This window comes from Xanthobacter sp. 91, from assembly GCF_000702385.1.
In the GTDB taxonomy this organism is placed as follows: Bacteria; Pseudomonadota; Alphaproteobacteria; order Rhizobiales; family Xanthobacteraceae; genus Xanthobacter; species Xanthobacter aminoxidans.
Genome location: NZ_JNIB01000001.1, coordinates 3,010,754 through 3,027,872, shown reverse-complemented (window position 1 = coordinate 3,027,872; position 17,119 = coordinate 3,010,754). Strand labels below are relative to the sequence as shown.

The window sequence follows — 17,119 nt, the reverse complement described above, 5'->3', positions numbered from 1 at the left end:
CCATGCTCTCCTCCGTCTTCGTCGACCGCCCGCGGCTCGCCATCGTCATCGCCATCGTCACGGTGATCGCGGGCCTGCTCTCCCTCTTCGCGATCCCCGTATCGCAATATCCCGACATCATCCCGCCGCAGGTGTCGGTGACCACCTTCTATCCCGGCGCTTCCGCCGAGGTGGTGGATTCCACCGTCGCCCAGCCCATCGAGGCGCAGGTGGTGGGCGTGGACAAGCTCATCTACATGAAGAGCGTCTCCGGCGACGACGGGTCCTACACCCTCACCGGCTCGTTCGAGCTGGGCACCGACCCTGATATCAACACCGTCAACATGAACAACCGGGTGCAGGTCGCGCTCTCCAAGCTGCCGGAGGACGTGAAGCGCCAGGGCGTGACGGTGAAGAAGAAGTCGTCCGCGCTGCTCGGCGTGCTGGCGATCTATTCGCCCAAGAAGACCTGGGACCCGCTCTACATCTCCAACTACGTCACCATCAACATCCTCGACGAATTGAAGAGCATCCCCGGCGTCGGCGACGCGGGCCTGTGGGGGCCGCAGGACTATGCCATGCGCGCCTGGGTGAAGACCGACCGCCTCACCGGCCTCGGCCTCACCGCCGAGGACGTGGTGAACGCCATCCGCTCGCAGAACATCCAGGCGGCGGTGGGTCGCCTCGGCGCCCGGCCGGTGGCGGACGACCAGCAATTGCAGCTGAACCTGCGCACCAAGGGCCGCCTCTCCAGCGTCGCGGAGTTCGAGAACATCGTCCTGCGCACCAATGCGGACGGCTCGGTGCTGCGCCTCGGCGACGTGGCGCGCCTCGAGATGGGGGCCTCCAACCTCGACCGCGAGACCCTGTTCAACGGCGGCCCCTCGGCGGTGCTGGCGCTCTACCAGTCGCCCGGCGCCAACGCCATCACCACCATCAACGCCATCCGCGCCCGCATGGACGAGCTGGCGAAGGCCTTCCCCGAGGATCTCGCCTGGAAGGTCACATACGACCCCACCGTCTTCGTCACCGACACCATCCACGAGGTGCAGAAGACGCTCATCGAGGCGTTCATCCTCGTGGTGCTGGTGGTCTACCTCTTCCTCGGCTCGTTCCGCGCCACCCTCATCCCGACGCTCGCGGTGCCGGTGAGCCTCATCGGCACCTTCATCGTGCTGAACGCCATCGGCTATTCCGCCAACACCGTGTCGCTGCTCGCCATCGTGCTGGCCATCGGCATCGTGGTGGATGACGCCATCGTGGTGGTGGAGAATGTCGAGCGGGTGATGGAGGAGCATCCCGAGCTTTCCCCCGCCGACGCCACCAAGAGGGCCATGGCGGAAATCACCGCCCCCATCATCGCCATCACCCTCGTGCTGCTCTCCGTGTTCGTGCCGGTGGCCTTCATCCCCGGCATCTCCGGCGAACTGTTCCGCCAGTTCGCCATCACGGTGGCGGTGGCCATGTTCCTCTCGGCCATCAACGCGCTCACCCTCTCCCCCGCTTTGTGCGGCATCCTCTTGAAGCCCTCCCATGGGCCGAAGAAGGGGCCCATCGGCTACGTCATGCGCGGCATCGACAAGGTGCGCGACGCCTATGGAGCGGTGGTGGCGCGCCTCGTGCGCTTCTCGCTCATCGGCCTCGTCTGCGTGTTCGTCGCCTCGGGCGGCATCTTCGCCTTGTCGAAGCTCACCCCCACGGGCTTCCTGCCCGAGGACGACCAGGGCGCCTTCTTCGTGGTCGTGCAGCTTCCCGGCGGCGCCTCGGTGGGGCGCACCACGGAGGTGATCCGCAAGGCCGAGGCGATCCTGAAGGAAGAGCACACGGTGGAGGACTACACCTCCGTCATCGGCCTCAACTTCATCGACAATTACTCCCAGCCCAACGCCGCCTTCATCGTCGTCACCATGAAGCCGTTCGAGGAGCGCAAGGGCAAGGACGAGAGCGCCAACGCGGTGCTCGCGCGCCTTGGGGCGAAGATGCGGATGATCCCCGGCGGAACGGTGGTGCCGCTCGGCCCGCCGCCCATCGTCGGCCTCGGCACCGGCGGCGGCTTCTCCTTCGTGCTGCAGGACCTGCGCGCGGGCGATCCCAAGGTGCTGGCGCAGGTGCTGCGCGGGCTGCTCATCGCGGCCAACCAGGACCCGCAGCTCACCCGCGTGTTCTCAACCTATTCCGCCACCAACCCCTCGCTCCAGCTCGATATCGACCGCGACAAGGCGCAGGTGCTGGGCGTGCCGCTCGACAGCGTGTTCACCGCGCTCCAGACCTCGCTGGGCGGGCTCTATGTGAACGACATGAACCTCTACGGCCGCACCTGGCAGGTGCAGGTCCAGGCGGAAGGCGAGGACCGGAAGGATGTGGAGGACATCTACCGCATCCATGTCCGCAACAACAAAGGCGAGATGATCCCGCTCAGGTCCATCGTGGAGGTGCGGGTGGAGGTCGGCCCGCCGGCGCTCATCCGCTACAACAACAAGCGCGCGGTGACGGTGCAGGGCTCGCCGGCTCCCGGCGTCTCCTCCGGTCAGGCGCTGGCCGCCATGGACGCGGTGGCCGCCAAGACCCTGCCGCAGGGCTTCTCCGGCGCGTGGACCGACACCTCGTTCCAGGAAAAGCGGGCGGAGGGCAAGACGGGCATCATCCTCGCCTTCGCCGTGCTGTTCGCCTTCCTGTTCCTGGTGGCGCTCTATGAAAGCTGGTCCATCCCGGTGCCGGTGCTGCTCTCCGTCACGGTGGGCATGCTCGGAGCGTTCGCGGCCATCGTCATCGGCCAGCTCACGCTGGATCTCTACGGGCAGATCGGCATGATCGTGCTCATCGGCCTTGCGGCGAAGAACGGCATCCTCATCGTCGAGTTCGCCAAGGAGCGGCGCGAGCATGGGGAAGACCTGCTCCAGGCCGCCACCGAGGGCTCGCGGCTGCGGTTCCGTCCGGTGATGATGACGTCGCTGGCCTTTATCCTCGGCCTCTACCCGCTGGTGGTCGCCACCGGCGCGGCGCAGATGGCGCGGCAGAATGTGGGCACGCCGGTGTTCGGCGGCATGATCGCCGCCTCCTTCCTCGGCATCTTCGTCATCCCGCCGCTCTACGTGCTGTTCCAGGGCATCCGCGAGAAGCTGCGCCCCGGCGCGCGGCCGAAGGTGGCGGCGCCGCCCAAGGTAACGACGCCACCCGCGCCGGAGGCGGGCGGCGGACACTGAGAAAGTTGGGCGGCCGCCCCTTTCGCGGGGCGGCCGCTCAGATGCCGAGATACGCCTCGCGCACGCGCGGGTCGGCGATCAGCTCCGCCGCAGGTCCCACCATCGTGACGCGGCCGGTTTCCATCACATAGCCCCGATCCGCCACCGACAGCGCCCCGAAGGCGTTCTGCTCCACCAGCAGCACGGTCACATCCAGCGCCTTCAGCCCCTTCACCACCTCGAAGATCTGCGCCACGAGGATGGGTGCGAGGCCCATGGAGGGCTCGTCCAGCAGCAGGCAGGCGGGCCGGCCCATGAGGGCGCGGGCGATGGCCAGCATCTGCTGCTGCCCGCCGGAGAGGCCGCCGGCGAGCTGGTTGCGCTTCTCCTTCAGGATGGGGAACATGGCGAAGGCATCCGCCATGTCGCGCTCCACGCGGTCGTCGGCGAAGACGAAGGCGCCGAGGCGCAGATTTTCCTCCACGCTGAGGTTGGTGAAGATCTGCCGCCCCTCCGGCGATTGCGCCAGCCCCCGCGCGACCCGGCGATAGGCGGGAACAGCCGTCAAAGCCTCGCCGCGGAAGGTGATGGTGCCGCCCGACACCGGCTGCACGCCGGAGAGGCAGCGCAAAAGCGTCGTCTTGCCCGCCCCATTCGCCCCCACCACCGTGACGATCTCGCCGGAACCGACGAACAGATCCACCCCGTGCAGCACCTCGATGCGCCCGTAGCGCGAGCGCAGGCCCTCAACCGTGAGCATGGAGCGCCTCCGTCGTGCCGGCGCCGAGATAGGCCTCGATCACCCTGGGGTCGCGGCTGACCACGGCCGGATCGCCCTCGGCGATCTTCTCGCCATGGTCCAGCACCACGATGGTGTCGGAGAGGCGCATCACCAGCTTCATGTCGTGCTCCACCAGCAGGATGGCGACGCCGGTCTTCGCCACCTCGCAGATGAGGCGGTCGATCTCCTCCGTCTCCACCGCGTTGCAGCCCGCCGCCGGCTCGTCGAGCAGCAGCACGCGGGGCCGGGCGGCCAGCGCCCGGGCGATCTCGAGGCGCTTCAGCGCGCCGTAGGAGAGGGCGCCGGCCTCGCGCTCCGCCGCCCGCTCCAGCCCCACCCGCTCCAAGAGCACGCGCGCGCCCTCCGCCGCCGCCCGCGCCCGCTTGCGCGAGCCGGGAAGGGCGAACAGATCGGCCAGCACCGGCCCGCGCTCGTGCATGTGGAAGCCGACGATGACGTTCTCCAGAACGCTCATCTCCTGGAAGATCTGGAGGTTCTGGAAGGTGCGCGACATGCCGCGCACCGCCAGCAGGTCCGGCCGCAGGCCGGTCACGTCCTCGCCGTCGAGGCGCACCTTGCCGGATTTGGGCAGGTAGACGCCGGAGATCATGTTGAAGAGCGTGGTCTTGCCCGCCCCGTTGGGGCCGATGACCGAGACGATCTTGCCCTGATCCAGCGCGAAGGACACGTCGTTGACCGCCGTGACGCCGCCGAAGGAGATGCCGAGGCCTTCCACTTGCAAAAGGCTCATTCCCCCCTCCCCCGCAGCAGGCGCCGGGCGCTGGGGATGAGCCCCGCCGGCAGGAAGATCATCACCCCCATCATCACGAGGCCCAGCACCACGTGCTCGTAATCCTGCAGCACGGTGAGCACCTGCGGCAGCAGAGTGAGCAGCGCCGCGCCGAAGATGCCGCCCAGCACCGAGCCCGCCCCGCCCAGCACCGCCATGGTGACCAGCTCGATGGAGTGCATGAAGCCCGCCACATCGGGCGTGATGAGGCGGTTCTGCAACGCCAGCAGGGAGCCGGCGACGGAGGCGTAGACGGCGGAGATGACGAAGGCGTTCAGCTTCGCCTTCGCGATGTCGATGCCCGCCGTGCGCGCCGCCACCTCCGAGCCGTGCAGCGCCCGCAGCGCCCGGCCGGTGGGGCTTTCGCGCAGGTTCAGCGCGAGCCAGGCGCCGATGAACAGCACGAGGCCGCAGAAGGCGTACCAGAATTGCGGGTTGGTGAGTTCGATGCCGACCTGTTCCAGCAGCGCGCGGATGCCGGGATCGGGCACCTTGATGCCGTCCGGCCCGCCGGTGAGCCAGCCTTCATTAGCGAGCACCATGGAGACCAGCACGCCGAAGCCGAGCGTCGCCACCGCGAGGTAGTAGCCCTTCAATTTCAGGATGGGCCGGCCCACCACATAGGCGATGGCGCTGGAAATCGCCGCGCCGGCCACCACCGCCAGCGCCGGAGGCAGGCCGAAATGCGCCGGCAGCAGCGCACAGGCATAGCCGCCGATGCCGAGGAAGCCCGCATGGCCGAGGCTGATCTGGCCGGCATAGCCGGTGAGGATGACGATGCCCACCACCGCGATGGCATTGACGAAGACCAGCGATCCGACGCGGTAGTAATAGTTCGACGGGAAGAAAAAGGGACTGGCGATCATCAGCACCGCCAGCACCAGCAAAGTGGACTGCTTCGGAGAGAGCCGCATGGTCACACGCGCTCCACCGGATTGCTGCCGTAGAGGCCGCGCGGGAAGGCGAACAGCACGGCGAGGATGACGAAGAAGGCCACCGCATCCTTGTAGTGGGAGGAGATGTAGCCTGCCGTCAGCGCTTCCATGAGGCCGAGCAGCAGCCCGCCCGCCAGTGCCCCCTTGGGGTTGCCCATGCCGCCCAGCATGGCGGCGGCGAAGCCCTTCAGCGCCAGCGAGATGCCGATCTCGAAGCTGGTCGGCAGGATGGGGGTGATGAGCACGCCCGCCAGCGCGCCGATGGCGGCGGACAAGGCGAAGGAGAGCGTCATCACGAAGCGCGTGTTGATGCCCACGAGCTGCGCCGCGAGGCGATTGTTGGAGGTGGCGAGCACCGCGCGGCCGGTGAGCGTGCGGGTGAAGAACAGCCACAGCGCCACGAAGATGGCCACCGCCCCCGCCACCACCCACAGGCTCTGCGGCAGCACGGTGGCGCCCAGCACATGGATGGGATCATCGCCGGAGAAGGAGGGCAGCCGGTGGGTGCCCTTGTCGAGCACGATCTGGGTGACGCCCCGGATGAAGATGGAGGCGCCGATGGTGATGATGATGAGCGACACCACGGGCGCCCCGCGCGCCGGCTCGATGGCGAAGGTGTTCAGCGCCACGCCGATGGCCGCCGTGAGCGCGATGGCGATGAGCGCCGCGAGCGGCAAGGGCAGGCCGGCGGCGACGCCGGCCACGCTGATCATGCCGCCCAGCATCACGAACTCGCCCTGGGCGAAGTTCACCACGTCGGAGGCGTTGTAGATGATGGTGAAGCCGAGGGCGACGAGGGCATAGACCGCGCCCACCGTGACCCCGGACACCAGGAATTGCAGCAGATCGGACATGCGCTCGCTCCCCGCGGGCGGTTCGAGACGGCGCCGGGTGGATACCGGCAGGCCGCCTCACGCTGTGTGGAAGGGGTGCCGCGCCGTGCCGCCGGGTGCGGCGCATCCGGCAGGGGCGGCTTGTCTTAGGTCGGGGCGCCCACGGCCGCCCCTGACGGCGGCCGTGGGCCGATGGCGGAAGACCCGGCGGACAGACGGGCCGGTGGGGCCCCTCTACTTCACCAGCTTCCAGCCGCCGTTGCTGATTTCCAGCATGCGGAAGGCGGAGAGATCGAGGCCGAGATGGTCGGTCTTCGAATAATTGTAGGTGCCGGTGGTGCCGACGAGGCCCGTGGTGCCCTCAATGGCATCGCGGATGGCGGCAGGCTTGGCGGACGGCGCCTTGGCCAGCGCCTCGGTGAGGATGCGCATGGCGTCATGGGCATAGCCGCCGAAGGTGGAGACCGGCGCGCCGCCGGCCGCCTTCTCGAAGCTCGCCTTGTAGGCCAGCACCACGTTTTTCTGCGGGTCCTTCGGGTCGAGCAGCTCGCCCGCGAGGAGCGCGGTGCCGGGCAGGCGCACGCCCTCGGCATTCTTGGCGCCGGACAGCTCGATGAAGGCGTTGGAAGCGACACCGTGGGACTGGTAGAGCGGCAAAGTGATGCCCAGCTGCGCATAGTTCCGGGTGATGGTGGCCGGCCCCTGGCCGAAGCCGGTGTTGAGCACCGCCTGGATGCCCGGCTTGTTGCGGATGTTGGTGAGCTGCGGGGTCATGTCCGCATCCTTCGGCCCGTAGGTCTCGTCGGCGACGATCTCGATGCCGGAGGTCTTGGCCACCGCGATGCACTGGGTGCGCATGGAGGCGCCGAAGCCGTCGGTGCCGGAGATGAGGCCGATCTTCGTCAGGCCGCGCGACTTCATGTCGTCGAAGATCTTCTGGCACGCCATGCGGTCGGTGTGCGGGGTCTTGAAGGTGAAGGGCTTCACCGGATCGATGATCTCGATGGCGCCGGCCAGCGAGATGAAGGGCACCTTGCTCTCTTCCGCCACCGCGAGGATGGCGAGCGAGGTGCCGGTGGTGGTGCCGCCGACCATGGCGACCACGCCGTCGTCTTCCACCAGGCGGGTGGCGAAGGTCTTGGCCTTGGAGGGGTCGCCGCCGTCGTCATAGAGAACGAGCTTGGCCTTCTCGCCCTTGATGCCGCCCTTGGCGTTCAGCTCCTCCACCATCATGCGGATGGTCTTGGCCTCGGGATCGCCGAGGGAGGAGGCCGGTCCCGTCTCGGAGACCACGGCGCCGATCTTGATGTCGGCGAGGGCGGGGGTTGTGGCGGTGGTGGTGGCGGCGGTGGCCATGAGGGCCAGCGCAAGGGCGCCCGTGACAATGCTCTTCATGTGTCCTCCCCAGAATTGATGGGTGACGCCGCCGAGCCGTCGCCACCGCGGACAAGCCTGAGGAGACAAGCCTGCGGGAGAAAGCGAGGGGGCATCACGCTTCGATCTATTATCGTTAGATCGTTCGGTCTTTTTAATTCAGATCGGTTCGCATTTCCACCAGAATCTTGAGCGTTTCAACGCAACGTCAGCCGGGCGGAATTTTTTGGGTCTTTCAGGGCATTAAGCGCGCCGCTGGGCGGTCTCCCGGCGGCGGGCGCGGAAAGAATTTGCGTCGGCCGGTCGCAGGACGCCGCTTGACATGGCTCAAGGAACGCGAGAATACTTAGATCGATCGTTCGATGAATTATCCGACAATCCAACGTCGCATCAGGGGTGGACCGCCATGCCGCACGCCGCCGTGTCCGAGGCCGCACAGGCCCACGACTATCGCGCACTCATCGAGCCCGCGCGCATCAACAGCCGTCTTTATTATGATCCCGCCATCTTCCAGGAAGAGCTGGAGAAGATCTGGTACAAGACCTGGGTCTATGTGGGCCATACCAGCGAAATTCCCAACAAGAACGATTATGTCACCAAGTCCATCGGCCCCATGCCGGTGCTGATGGTGCGGGACCGGGAAGGCAAGGTCCGCCTCCTCCTCAATAAGTGCCCCCATCGCGGCAACCAGCTGTGCGCCTACCAGAAGGGCAACCGCACCAGCTTCACCTGCCCCTATCACTCCTGGACCTTCTCCAACACCGGCGACCTCATGGGCTATGCCCTGCCGGAGGGCTACGAGGGCCAGAGCAAGGCGGGGCTGAACCTCGGCAAGGTGCCGCGCATCGCCATCTATCGCGGCTTCGTCTTCGGCTCCATGGCGGCCGAGGGCATCTCGCTGGAGGAGCATCTCGGCGGCGCCAAGGCGGCCCTCGACCAGTTGCTCGACAACTCGCCCACCGGCGAACTGGAGCTGACGGCGGGCTTCCTCCAGCACCGCACCAAGGCCAACTGGAAGTTCATGCTCGAGAACGAGACGGACGGCTACCACCCCGGCTTCGTCCACGGCTCGGTGTTCCAGGTCACCTCCTCCGGCATCGGCAGCCTCTACGGCGCGGATTCCACGGCCCTCACCCGCGACTATGGCAACGGCCACACCGAGTTCGACCTGCGCCCCGAATGGCGCAAGCACGACAAGCCGCTCCAGTGGTTCGGCACCACGCCGGAGCGCCTGCCCGAATACGTGAAGAGCATGAACGCGGCCTATGGCGAGGAGCGGGCGCGCGAGATCATGATCGACGGCTCGCCCCACGTCATGATCTTCCCGAACCTCTTCATCGCCGAGATCCAGATCTTCGTGCTTCAGCCTGTCGCGGTGGACGAGACCATCCAGCATGTCACCGCCGTGCAGTTCAAGGGCGCGCCGGACATCAACCGCCGCCTGCGCCAGCAGACCATGGGCTCGGTGGGCCCCGCCGGCCTGCTGCTCGCCGACGATACCGAGATGTACGAGCGCAACCATCGCGGCGCGCAGATCCTCGATCCCGAATGGCTGGTGCTGTCCCGCGGCCTGCACCGCGAGCGCCTCGACGAGAACGGCTATCGCATCGCCCATTCCACCGACGAGACGCCGCAGCGCGGCATCTGGCGCCACTATCTGAACCTGATGACGGAGGCCCGCTGATGACCGCCCTCGCCCACTCCTTCGCGGACGCCTCCGCCCCCGACCTCGCCAAGCTGGAGCCGGCGACGCTGCACCATCAGGTGGCGCAGTTCCTCTATCTGGAGGCCCGCCTCGCCGACACCCACGATTACGACGGGTGGGAGGCGCTGTGGACCGACGACGCCATCTACTGGGTCCCGGCCAATGGCGACGACACCGACCCCGAGAAGGAAATGTCGGTGCTCTACGACAACCGCTCGCGCATCGGCGTGCGCATCCGCCAGCTCAAGACCGGCCGCCGCCACACCCAGACGCCGCGCTCGGAGCTGGCCCGCGTGATCTCCAACATCGAGATCGCCGAGGTGCGCGGCCCCGAGGTGGACGTGCGCGCCAACGTCCTCATCTACGAGGACAATCTGCGCGGCGACACCCTCTGGGCGGCGCGCAACACCTACCGCCTGCGCATGACGGACGACGGCTTCCGTCTGGTGCGCAAGAAGATCTGCCTCGTGAACAACAACAAGCCCATCTACACGCTGTCGTTCCTGGTGTGAGGACGGGTCCGGGCAAGTAATCGCGCCATTCGCCCGGCAGCTTCCCAGCCCTCTCCAGCCGTCATGCCCGGCCTTGTGCCGGAAGTCGGCTGTTGCCGACTTCCGCCCGTGAGACCGGAACCCGCAAACATGCGGGTTCCGGGCATCCACGTCGGGCCGCTGGCGCAGCGTTCGAAATGATGTTCCCGGCCGCACCACGTGGATGGCCGGGACAAGCCCGGCCATGACGACCGGATGGGGCGTCGAAAGCGCTCGCCCTTCCGCCCTCCCCTCCCGCCCCAGAGGCACCCATGACACACAGCACCCCCACTGCCCCCGAAAGCTGGATCGCCGAAGGCCCCGTCCTGCTCGATTATGCCGATGGCGTCGCCACCCTCACGCTCAACCGCCCCGGCTCGGCCAACGGCATGAACATCGAGCTGATGCAGGCGCTCTACAAGGCCATCATGGTGGTGCATCGCTCCGCCCATGTGCGGGTGGTGCATCTGCGCGGCGCGGGCGCCAATTTCTGCGCCGGCGGCGACGTGCGCGAGTTCGCCTCCAAGGGCGAGGCGCTGGGCGATTTCCTGCGCGAGGTGACGGCCTATCTCCAGGTCGCCATCGGCGCCCTCATCCGCCTGAAGGCCATCGTCGTCACCGAGGTGCACGGCTATGCGGCGGGCGGCGGCGGGCTCGGCCTCGTCTGCGCCTCCGACATCGTGATCGCCGGTGCGGGCGCCAAGTTCATGGCCGGCGCGACGCGGGTGGGCATGGCGCCGGATGCCGGTGCGTCCGTCATCCTGCCCCATCTCGTGGGCTTCCGCCGCGCGGCGGAAATCATGCTCTCCAACCGCGTGGTGAGCGCCGAGGAGGCGCAGTCCATCGGCCTCATCACCAAGTGCGTGCCGGACGACGCGCTCACCGAGGAAGCCGGCAAGGCCGCGCGCTTCTACGCCGCTGGCGCGCCCCTCGCCATGGCCGCCACCAAGCGCCTGTTGTGGAACGCGCTGGACGTGGAGCGCGCCTTGCCGGAGGAGGCGCGCACCGTCTCCGAACTCTCCTTCACCGCCGACAGCCGCGAGGGCCTCGCGGCGGTGATCGAGAAGCGCAAGCCCGTCTTCACCGGCCGATGACCGCGCCGACCACCCCGCGCCGGGCGCTCGTCACCGGAGGGGGCGCCGGCATCGGCGCCGCCATCGTCCGCCAGCTCGGCGCGGACGGCATGGCCGTGACCTTCTGCGATCGCGATGCCACCGCCGGCACCGCGCTCGCGGCGGAAACCGGCGCCACCTTCGTCCATATGGACGGGACGGACGCGGCGGCCGCGCAGGCGCTGTTCGCCGCCCACGGCCCGTTCGACGTGCTGGTGAACAATATCGGCGCCGACCAGCACGCCTTCTTCACCGACACCACCGTGGACGACTGGCGCTTCCTGCTCTCGGTGAATCTGGAAACCGCCTTTCTCTTCACCCGCCTCGCTTTGCCCGCCATGCAGGCGGCGCGCTACGGGCGGCTGGTGAACGTGGCCTCGGAAGCGGGGCGGCTGGGCTCCAAGGGCGGCGCGGTCTATGCCGCCGCCAAGGCCGGGCTCATCGGCTTCACCCGCTCCATCGCCCGCGAAAACGCCCGCTACGGCATCACCGCCAATGCGGTGGCGCCCGGCCCCATCCGCACCCCCATGGTGGAGCGGGCGGTGGCGGAGGTGGGCGAGAAGATCCTCGCCGACATGGCCGCCCTCACCCTCCTGCGCCGCATGGGCGAGCCGGAGGAAGTGGCGGCGGCGGTGGCCTTCCTCGCCTCGCCGGGCGCCTCCTTCGTCACCGGCGAAGTGCTGGGCGTCTCCGGCGGCATGGGCTGCGGCGCCTGACCTTTCAAGCAAGACCAATACACTGGAAGCCCCCCGATGACCCGCATCGTCTTCGTCACGCCCGCCGCTGAGCGCATCGAGATCGATGCGGATGACGGGCTCTCCGTCATGGAATGCGCCCGCCGCGCCAATGTGCCCGGCATCGTCGCCGAGTGCGGCGGCGCCTGCTCCTGCGCCACCTGCCACGTGCATGTGGACCCGGCTTGGTCCGCCCAGGTGGGCGAAGCGACGGGCATGGAGCGCGACATGCTCGAATTCGCCGAGGACGTGCGCGACTCCTCCCGCCTCTCCTGCCAGGTAAAGGTGGCGCCGGCGCTGGACGGCCTCGTCGTCCACCTGCCCGCCGGCCAGGGCTGAGGGCGATGCCTGGTCCGCTTGCGGGACTGCGCATCGTCGAGATGGTGGGCCTCGGCCCCGCGCCGTTTGCCGCCATGATGCTGGCGGATGCGGGGGCGGAGGTCATCCGCATCCACCAGAAGGGCGCGCGGGCGGACATCCCGCTCATGAACACGCGCTTCGATGTGCTGGCGCGGGGCCGCCGCTCCATCGCCCTCGACCTCAAGGCCGAGGCCGACCTCGGCGTGATGCGCGATCTCATCGCCCGCGCGGACGGCCTCATCGAGGGCTTCCGGCCCGGTGTCATGGAGCGCCTCGGCCTCGGGCCGGAGCCGTGCCTTGCCGCCCATCCGCGCCTCGTCTACGGCCGCATGACCGGCTGGGGGCAGGAAGGGCCCTTGAGGGACGCGGCCGGGCACGACCTCAATTATCTCGGCTTGACCGGGGCGCTGGCCGCCATGGGCCCGGCCGATGCGCCGCCGCCCGTGCCGCTCAACCTCGTGGCCGATTTCGGTGGCGGGGGCATGCTGATGGCGTTCGGCATGGTGGCCGCGCTGCTCGCCGCCAAGACCAGCGGGCAGGGCCAGGTGGTGGACGCGGCCATGACGGACGGCGCCTCCCTCCTCGCCGCGCTGTTCTGGGGCTTCCGCGCCGGCGGGATGTGGAGCAATGCGCGCGCGGCGAACCTGCTGGATGGCGGGGCCTATTTCTACGGCACCTATGCCTGCGCGGACGGGAAGTTCCTCGCCGTGGCGCCGGTGGAGGGCCGCTTCCACCGCATCCTCCTCGAGCGGCTGGGTCTGGACGCCGCCGACTTCACCCACGCCGCCGATCCCGCCCGCTGGGGGGCGCTGCGGGCGCGCCTCGCCGCGCTGTTCCTCAGTGAGCCGCGCGACCATTGGGCGGACCTGTTCGCCGGCACGGACGCCTGCGTCACCCCCATCCTCGACTGGGACGAGGCCGCGTCTCATCCCCATGCGCAGGCGCGCGGAGCGTTCGTTACCGTGGACGGCGTGACCCAGCCCGCCCCCGCCCCCCGCTTCTCCGCCACGCCCTCGGAGGTGGCTTACGGCCCTTCGGCGCCGGGCGCGGACGGGCGGGCCATCCTCGCCGACTGGGGGCTCGATCCGGCGCGGCTGGGGTGAGCTGAATGGGGTGAGGCAGAGAGCTGACGCGCCCCCCACGCACCAGCCGTCATGGCCGGGCTTGTCCCGGCCATCCACGTCGGGCCGATGGGACGATGCCCGGCAGCTATTCCCGGCCGAGCCACGTGGATGGCCGGGACAAGCCCGGCCATGACGGGCGGTGAGGAAAGCCCGCACAACGCGTCAAACCCACGAAAAAACCGGCCTCCCGGCGGTGGCGGGAGGCCGGCGAGTGGGCCCGGCTCTGGCGACGCGGACGAGGGTCCAGCCGTCGGGAGGAGGGCCGGGGGTCAGAGGCCGCGCAGGAAGGCGCCGATGCGCGCGAGGGATTGGGCCGCCTCGGGCAGCTCCTCGAACACCTGGAAGTGGTGGCACATGCCGGGGAACACCTCGACCGCCACCCGCCCACCCGTCTCAGCGGCGCGCTGCGCCAGAAGGTGGCTGTCGTCGAGCGTGATGTCGTGCCCGCCCGCATGCACCAGCATCGGCGGAAGACCGGCAAGATCGCCCTTGACCGGCGAGGCGGCGGGGTCGTCCGGCCGGTTGTCGCGGCCGAGATAGGTCCGCGCCATGGCCCTCAACTGCTCGGGGCGGGAGAAGATGTCCTTCTCCGCCAGCGCCGTGTAGCTCTCCCCGCTCATGGCGAGATCGAGCCAGGGCGAGAGCAGCACCAGCGCCTTGGGCAGCGCGAGACCCGCATCCCGCGCGCGCATGACGGTGCCCAGCGCCAGCGCCCCGCCGGCGGAATCCCCCACGAGTGCGAGCGGCGTTTCCCCCGCCTCCACCAGCGCGCCATAGACGGCGAAGGCGTCGTCGTGCGCCGCCGGAAAGCGGTGCTCGGGGGCGAGGCGATAGTCGAAGCCGATCACCCGCATTCCACTCGCCGCCGCGAGCCGCGCCATCAGCCCCGCATGGGAGCGGATGGAGCCGATCTGGAAGCCGCCGCCGTGGCAATAGAGCAGCGCGCGGGCGGCATCGCCCCCCGGCGCATCGAAGGAGCAGGCGGGCAGGCCGGCGAGGGGGAGCGGCGTGCGCACCACCTCCGGCGCACCCTCGCCCGCCCCGAGGAAGGCCTCGAAGCTGTCGCGGATCTCGGCCAGCGTCATCCCCGCCGCCCAGGCGGAGGTGGCGGCGGCGATGCGCGCACGCACCCGCGCGAAGGCGGGTGAGTCCATGGGAAGGGCCTCGGTCAAGGCGGCCTCAGTGGGTCGCTTCGGGCCGGTGCAGCACGCGCGTGGCCTTAGCCTCGTAGCGCGGCAGCTCGCCCTCGCGATGGCATTCCACGTTCACGTTGATGCCGAGGCGGGCCTTGATCTCGCGCCGCACGTCGGCCGCCGCATCCTCGCCGGGACGCTGCGAGGCGGCCACCGCCTCCACCGCCACGGTCATCTTGCCGATGGTGGTGGCTTCCTTGTCCACGTAGATCTGCCAGGCTTCCTTGGCGAGGCCGGGAATGCCGGCGATCACGTCCTCGATCTGGGACGGGAAGACGATGACGCCCTTGAACTTGATCATGTCGTCGGTGCGCCCGATGATCCGGCCGATCTTGCGCATGCCGCGCCGGCCCGAGGGGCAATCATAAGGGCGCGGGGAGAGCCGCACGAGGTCGCGGGTGCGCCAGCGCACCACCGGGGAGGCTTCCTTGCGCAGGGTGGTGATGACGATCTCGCCCACCTCGCCCTCGGACACCGGCTTCATGGTCTTGGGATCGAGGATCTCGACGATCACCGTATCCTCGTTGAGGAGCTGCAATTCGTCGTCGGCGTGGGTGAAGGGCGTGGAGATGGCGAGGATGGGCCCGCCGGCTTCCGTGGTGCCGTAGATGTTGTGGCTCATGAAGCCTTCCGGCATCTCGGCTTCCAGCTGCGCGCGGAACTCGGCCGAGACCGACTGGCCGCCGAGGATGGCGACCTTCAGCGTCCAGTCGGTGCGCGGGTTGATGCCCTGATGCTTGGCCGCCTGTACCAAAGTCATTAGCCACAAGGGCGACATGGAGGCGACGTCATAGGCGTGGTCGCGCAGCCAGCGGGCGGCCAGCTCGCCGCGGCCGGGGCCGATGGGGAAATTGGTGCAGCCCACGGCGGAGAAGCCGGCATCCAGCGCCGGGCCGCCGATCCACAGGCCGTAGCCATAGCCCTGATAGGCGCGGAAGCCCGGCTTCACGCCGGCGGCGGTGAGCAGGCGCGCCATCTGGGAGGGCAGCAGGCTGTGCAGGTCGTTCTTCGTCATGCCGAACGTCACCGGCAGGCCGGTGGTGCCTGAGGTGGCGACGAAGCGCTCCACCTTGTCCATGGGCACGGTGAGGAAGGGGAAGGGATAGAGGTCGCGCAGCAGCGACTTGTCCATGAAGGGCGCGTTGGCGAGGCCATCCTCGGAGGCGAGATCCTCCGGCGTCATGCCGGCCTGCGCGAAATGCGCCTTCCAGGTGTCGCACTGCGCCAGACGCGCGCCGAGGCCGGCAAGGCCCTCGCGCTGGAGCTTCAGAATACCGTCGCGATCGAGCGACTCCACCTCAGGATGCTGCATGTGGCTCCTCCCCCATCCGACCGTTGAAACACGCGGCTCTTGTGGCCGCTCTCGGTTGGCGAATTAATAGACCGAACGGATGGTCTATGTAAACGGCGATTTTGATCTGCATCAACCTCCATGCCCGGATGCCCGGCGAGGCTACCATGGGGAAGGCGGGGAAGGCACCTGCGGCAGCGGGGTGGGGAAAGGCCCGGAGATCCTGTGCAGCCGTCATGCCCGGGCTTGTCCCGGGCATCCACGTGGTCGGGCCGGAAACAGGTCTGAAACACCCGTGAAATCGGCTCGACGTGGATGGCCGGGACAAGCCCGGCCATGACGGCGGGAAGAGGCCGCACGCTTATTCTACCCGAAGGATAAGCCACGCCCTGCCCGTCGCGCGCTTTTGAACGGCTTCAGACAGACCCCTCCCGCGCCCGCCGCCCTTGGCACCGCCGCCCCATGCGCTTATAGACCGAATGATCGGAACATTCTTGCAGGTGTGGCCGCCGTGGCGAGAACGCGCTCAGCCGAATACGACAACATTCACGACACCATCCTCGAACGGGCGGCGTCCGTGTTCGCGCAGCGCGGCTATGCGGCCACCTCCATCGGCGACATCGCCGAGGCCTGCGAGTGCTCCAAGTCCCGGCTCTATCACTATTTCACCTCCAAGGAGGCGATCCTTTCCGACATGCTGACCTCGCATGTGGAAAGCCTCCTCATGAAGTGCCGGCAGACCCTCTACGGCTATCAGGATCCGGAGGAGCGCTTCCGCCAGCTCACCCGCCTGTTCCTCGATGTCTACTCGGTCTCGCGCGACCAGCATGTGGCCCTGCTCACCTGTGCCGAGTTCCTCGCCCCCGAGACGCGCAAGGTGCTGGTGGCCAAGCAGCGCGAGCTGATCGCCTATGTCCGGGACATCCTGTTGCAGTTGCGGCCGGACCTCGCCCATTCCAGCACGGCCCACGTGGACACCATGCTGTTCTTCGGCATGATCAACTGGACCTATACGTGGTACCACGCCGACGGCGCCGTGACGCCCAACGAGCTGGCCGACCGCACGGTGGACCTCTTCGTGAAGGGCTACGCCAACGCCCCCGCACCGGCGAACGGCGGCACGGCGCACGCCAAGCCGGAGGGCCGCCATGCGGCGCGGCACGAGGGGCGCGGCGCCAAGGAGTGAGGCTCGCCGA

15 protein-coding genes are annotated in these 17,119 nt (G+C 68.6%); 8 read left to right on the top strand and 7 right to left on the bottom strand.

Annotated features, from left to right (window positions below; genetic code table 11):
- Positions 1 to 2: 2 nt before the first annotated feature.
- Positions 3 to 3,182 carry a multidrug efflux RND transporter permease subunit gene (locus A37E_RS0114315; RefSeq protein ID WP_029557224.1) on the top strand — a complete coding sequence of 1,060 codons (3,180 nt, stop codon included), beginning with the start codon at positions 3 to 5 and terminating at the stop codon, positions 3,180 to 3,182.
- A 37-nt stretch (positions 3,183 to 3,219) separates the two neighbouring features.
- On the opposite strand, the gene A37E_RS0114310 is transcribed toward A37E_RS0114315, so the two are convergent.
- The 5 genes from A37E_RS0114310 to A37E_RS0114290 all read right to left on the bottom strand — a co-directional run bounded on the left by A37E_RS0114310 (position 3,220) and on the right by A37E_RS0114290 (position 7,895).
- Entirely contained in the window at positions 3,220 to 3,921 is a 702-nt protein-coding gene (locus A37E_RS0114310) for an ABC transporter ATP-binding protein (RefSeq protein WP_029557223.1), read from the bottom strand.
- On the bottom strand, positions 3,908 to 4,693 hold the full coding sequence (locus A37E_RS0114305; RefSeq protein ID WP_029557222.1) for an ABC transporter ATP-binding protein: 786 nt from the start codon (positions 4,691 to 4,693) through the stop codon (positions 3,908 to 3,910). Before A37E_RS0114305 ends, A37E_RS0114310 begins: the two co-directional genes overlap by 14 nt.
- Entirely contained in the window at positions 4,690 to 5,646 is a 957-nt protein-coding gene (locus A37E_RS0114300; RefSeq protein WP_029557221.1) for a branched-chain amino acid ABC transporter permease, read from the bottom strand. Before A37E_RS0114300 ends, A37E_RS0114305 begins: the two co-directional genes overlap by 4 nt.
- Before the next feature lie 2 nt (positions 5,647 to 5,648).
- Positions 5,649 to 6,521: a branched-chain amino acid ABC transporter permease gene (locus tag A37E_RS0114295; protein ID WP_029557220.1), complete on the bottom strand. Its 873-nt coding sequence runs from the start codon at positions 6,519 to 6,521 to the stop codon at positions 5,649 to 5,651.
- A 213-nt stretch (positions 6,522 to 6,734) separates the two neighbouring features.
- Positions 6,735 to 7,895 carry an ABC transporter substrate-binding protein gene (locus A37E_RS0114290; RefSeq protein WP_038193145.1) on the bottom strand — a complete coding sequence of 387 codons (1,161 nt, stop codon included), beginning with the start codon at positions 7,893 to 7,895 and terminating at the stop codon, positions 6,735 to 6,737.
- 385 nt (positions 7,896 to 8,280) lie between these two features.
- Here A37E_RS0114290 and A37E_RS0114285 point away from each other — a divergent pair, with 385 nt between their 5' ends.
- The 6 genes from A37E_RS0114285 to A37E_RS0114260 all read left to right on the top strand — a co-directional run bounded on the left by A37E_RS0114285 (position 8,281) and on the right by A37E_RS0114260 (position 13,418).
- A complete protein-coding gene (locus tag A37E_RS0114285; RefSeq protein ID WP_051679034.1) occupies positions 8,281 to 9,558 on the top strand; it encodes an aromatic ring-hydroxylating dioxygenase subunit alpha in 1,278 nt (425 codons plus the stop codon).
- The gene (locus A37E_RS0114280; RefSeq protein WP_029557217.1) at positions 9,558 to 10,091 is read left to right on the top strand and encodes an aromatic-ring-hydroxylating dioxygenase subunit beta; all 534 of its coding nucleotides are present in this window, start codon (positions 9,558 to 9,560) and stop codon (positions 10,089 to 10,091) included. Before A37E_RS0114285 ends, A37E_RS0114280 begins: the two co-directional genes overlap by 1 nt.
- A 290-nt stretch (positions 10,092 to 10,381) precedes the next feature.
- Entirely contained in the window at positions 10,382 to 11,203 is an 822-nt protein-coding gene (locus A37E_RS0114275; RefSeq protein WP_029557216.1) for an enoyl-CoA hydratase-related protein, read from the top strand.
- A complete protein-coding gene (locus tag A37E_RS0114270; RefSeq protein ID WP_029557215.1) occupies positions 11,200 to 11,937 on the top strand; it encodes an SDR family NAD(P)-dependent oxidoreductase in 738 nt (245 codons plus the stop codon). The genes A37E_RS0114275 and A37E_RS0114270 overlap by 4 nt, the downstream gene beginning before the upstream one ends.
- A gap of 36 nt (positions 11,938 to 11,973) precedes the next feature.
- On the top strand, positions 11,974 to 12,294 hold the full coding sequence (locus A37E_RS0114265) for a 2Fe-2S iron-sulfur cluster-binding protein (protein WP_029557214.1): 321 nt from the start codon (positions 11,974 to 11,976) through the stop codon (positions 12,292 to 12,294).
- A gap of 5 nt (positions 12,295 to 12,299) precedes the next feature.
- On the top strand, positions 12,300 to 13,418 hold the full coding sequence (locus A37E_RS0114260; protein WP_029557213.1) for a CaiB/BaiF CoA-transferase family protein: 1,119 nt from the start codon (positions 12,300 to 12,302) through the stop codon (positions 13,416 to 13,418).
- Positions 13,419 to 13,708: 290 nt separating this feature from the next.
- On the opposite strand, the gene A37E_RS0114255 is transcribed toward A37E_RS0114260, so the two are convergent.
- The gene (locus tag A37E_RS0114255; RefSeq protein ID WP_197022977.1) at positions 13,709 to 14,611 is read right to left on the bottom strand and encodes an alpha/beta hydrolase; all 903 of its coding nucleotides are present in this window, start codon (positions 14,609 to 14,611) and stop codon (positions 13,709 to 13,711) included.
- A gap of 7 nt (positions 14,612 to 14,618) precedes the next feature.
- Positions 14,619 to 15,944: an AMP-binding protein gene (locus tag A37E_RS0114250; protein ID WP_029557211.1), complete on the bottom strand. Its 1,326-nt coding sequence runs from the start codon at positions 15,942 to 15,944 to the stop codon at positions 14,619 to 14,621.
- Between the two features lie 490 nt (positions 15,945 to 16,434).
- Between A37E_RS0114250 and A37E_RS0114245 the strand changes: the two genes are divergently transcribed.
- The gene (locus A37E_RS0114245) at positions 16,435 to 17,109 is read left to right on the top strand and encodes a TetR/AcrR family transcriptional regulator (protein ID WP_081837830.1); all 675 of its coding nucleotides are present in this window, start codon (positions 16,435 to 16,437) and stop codon (positions 17,107 to 17,109) included.
- Positions 17,110 to 17,119 lie beyond the last annotated feature (10 nt).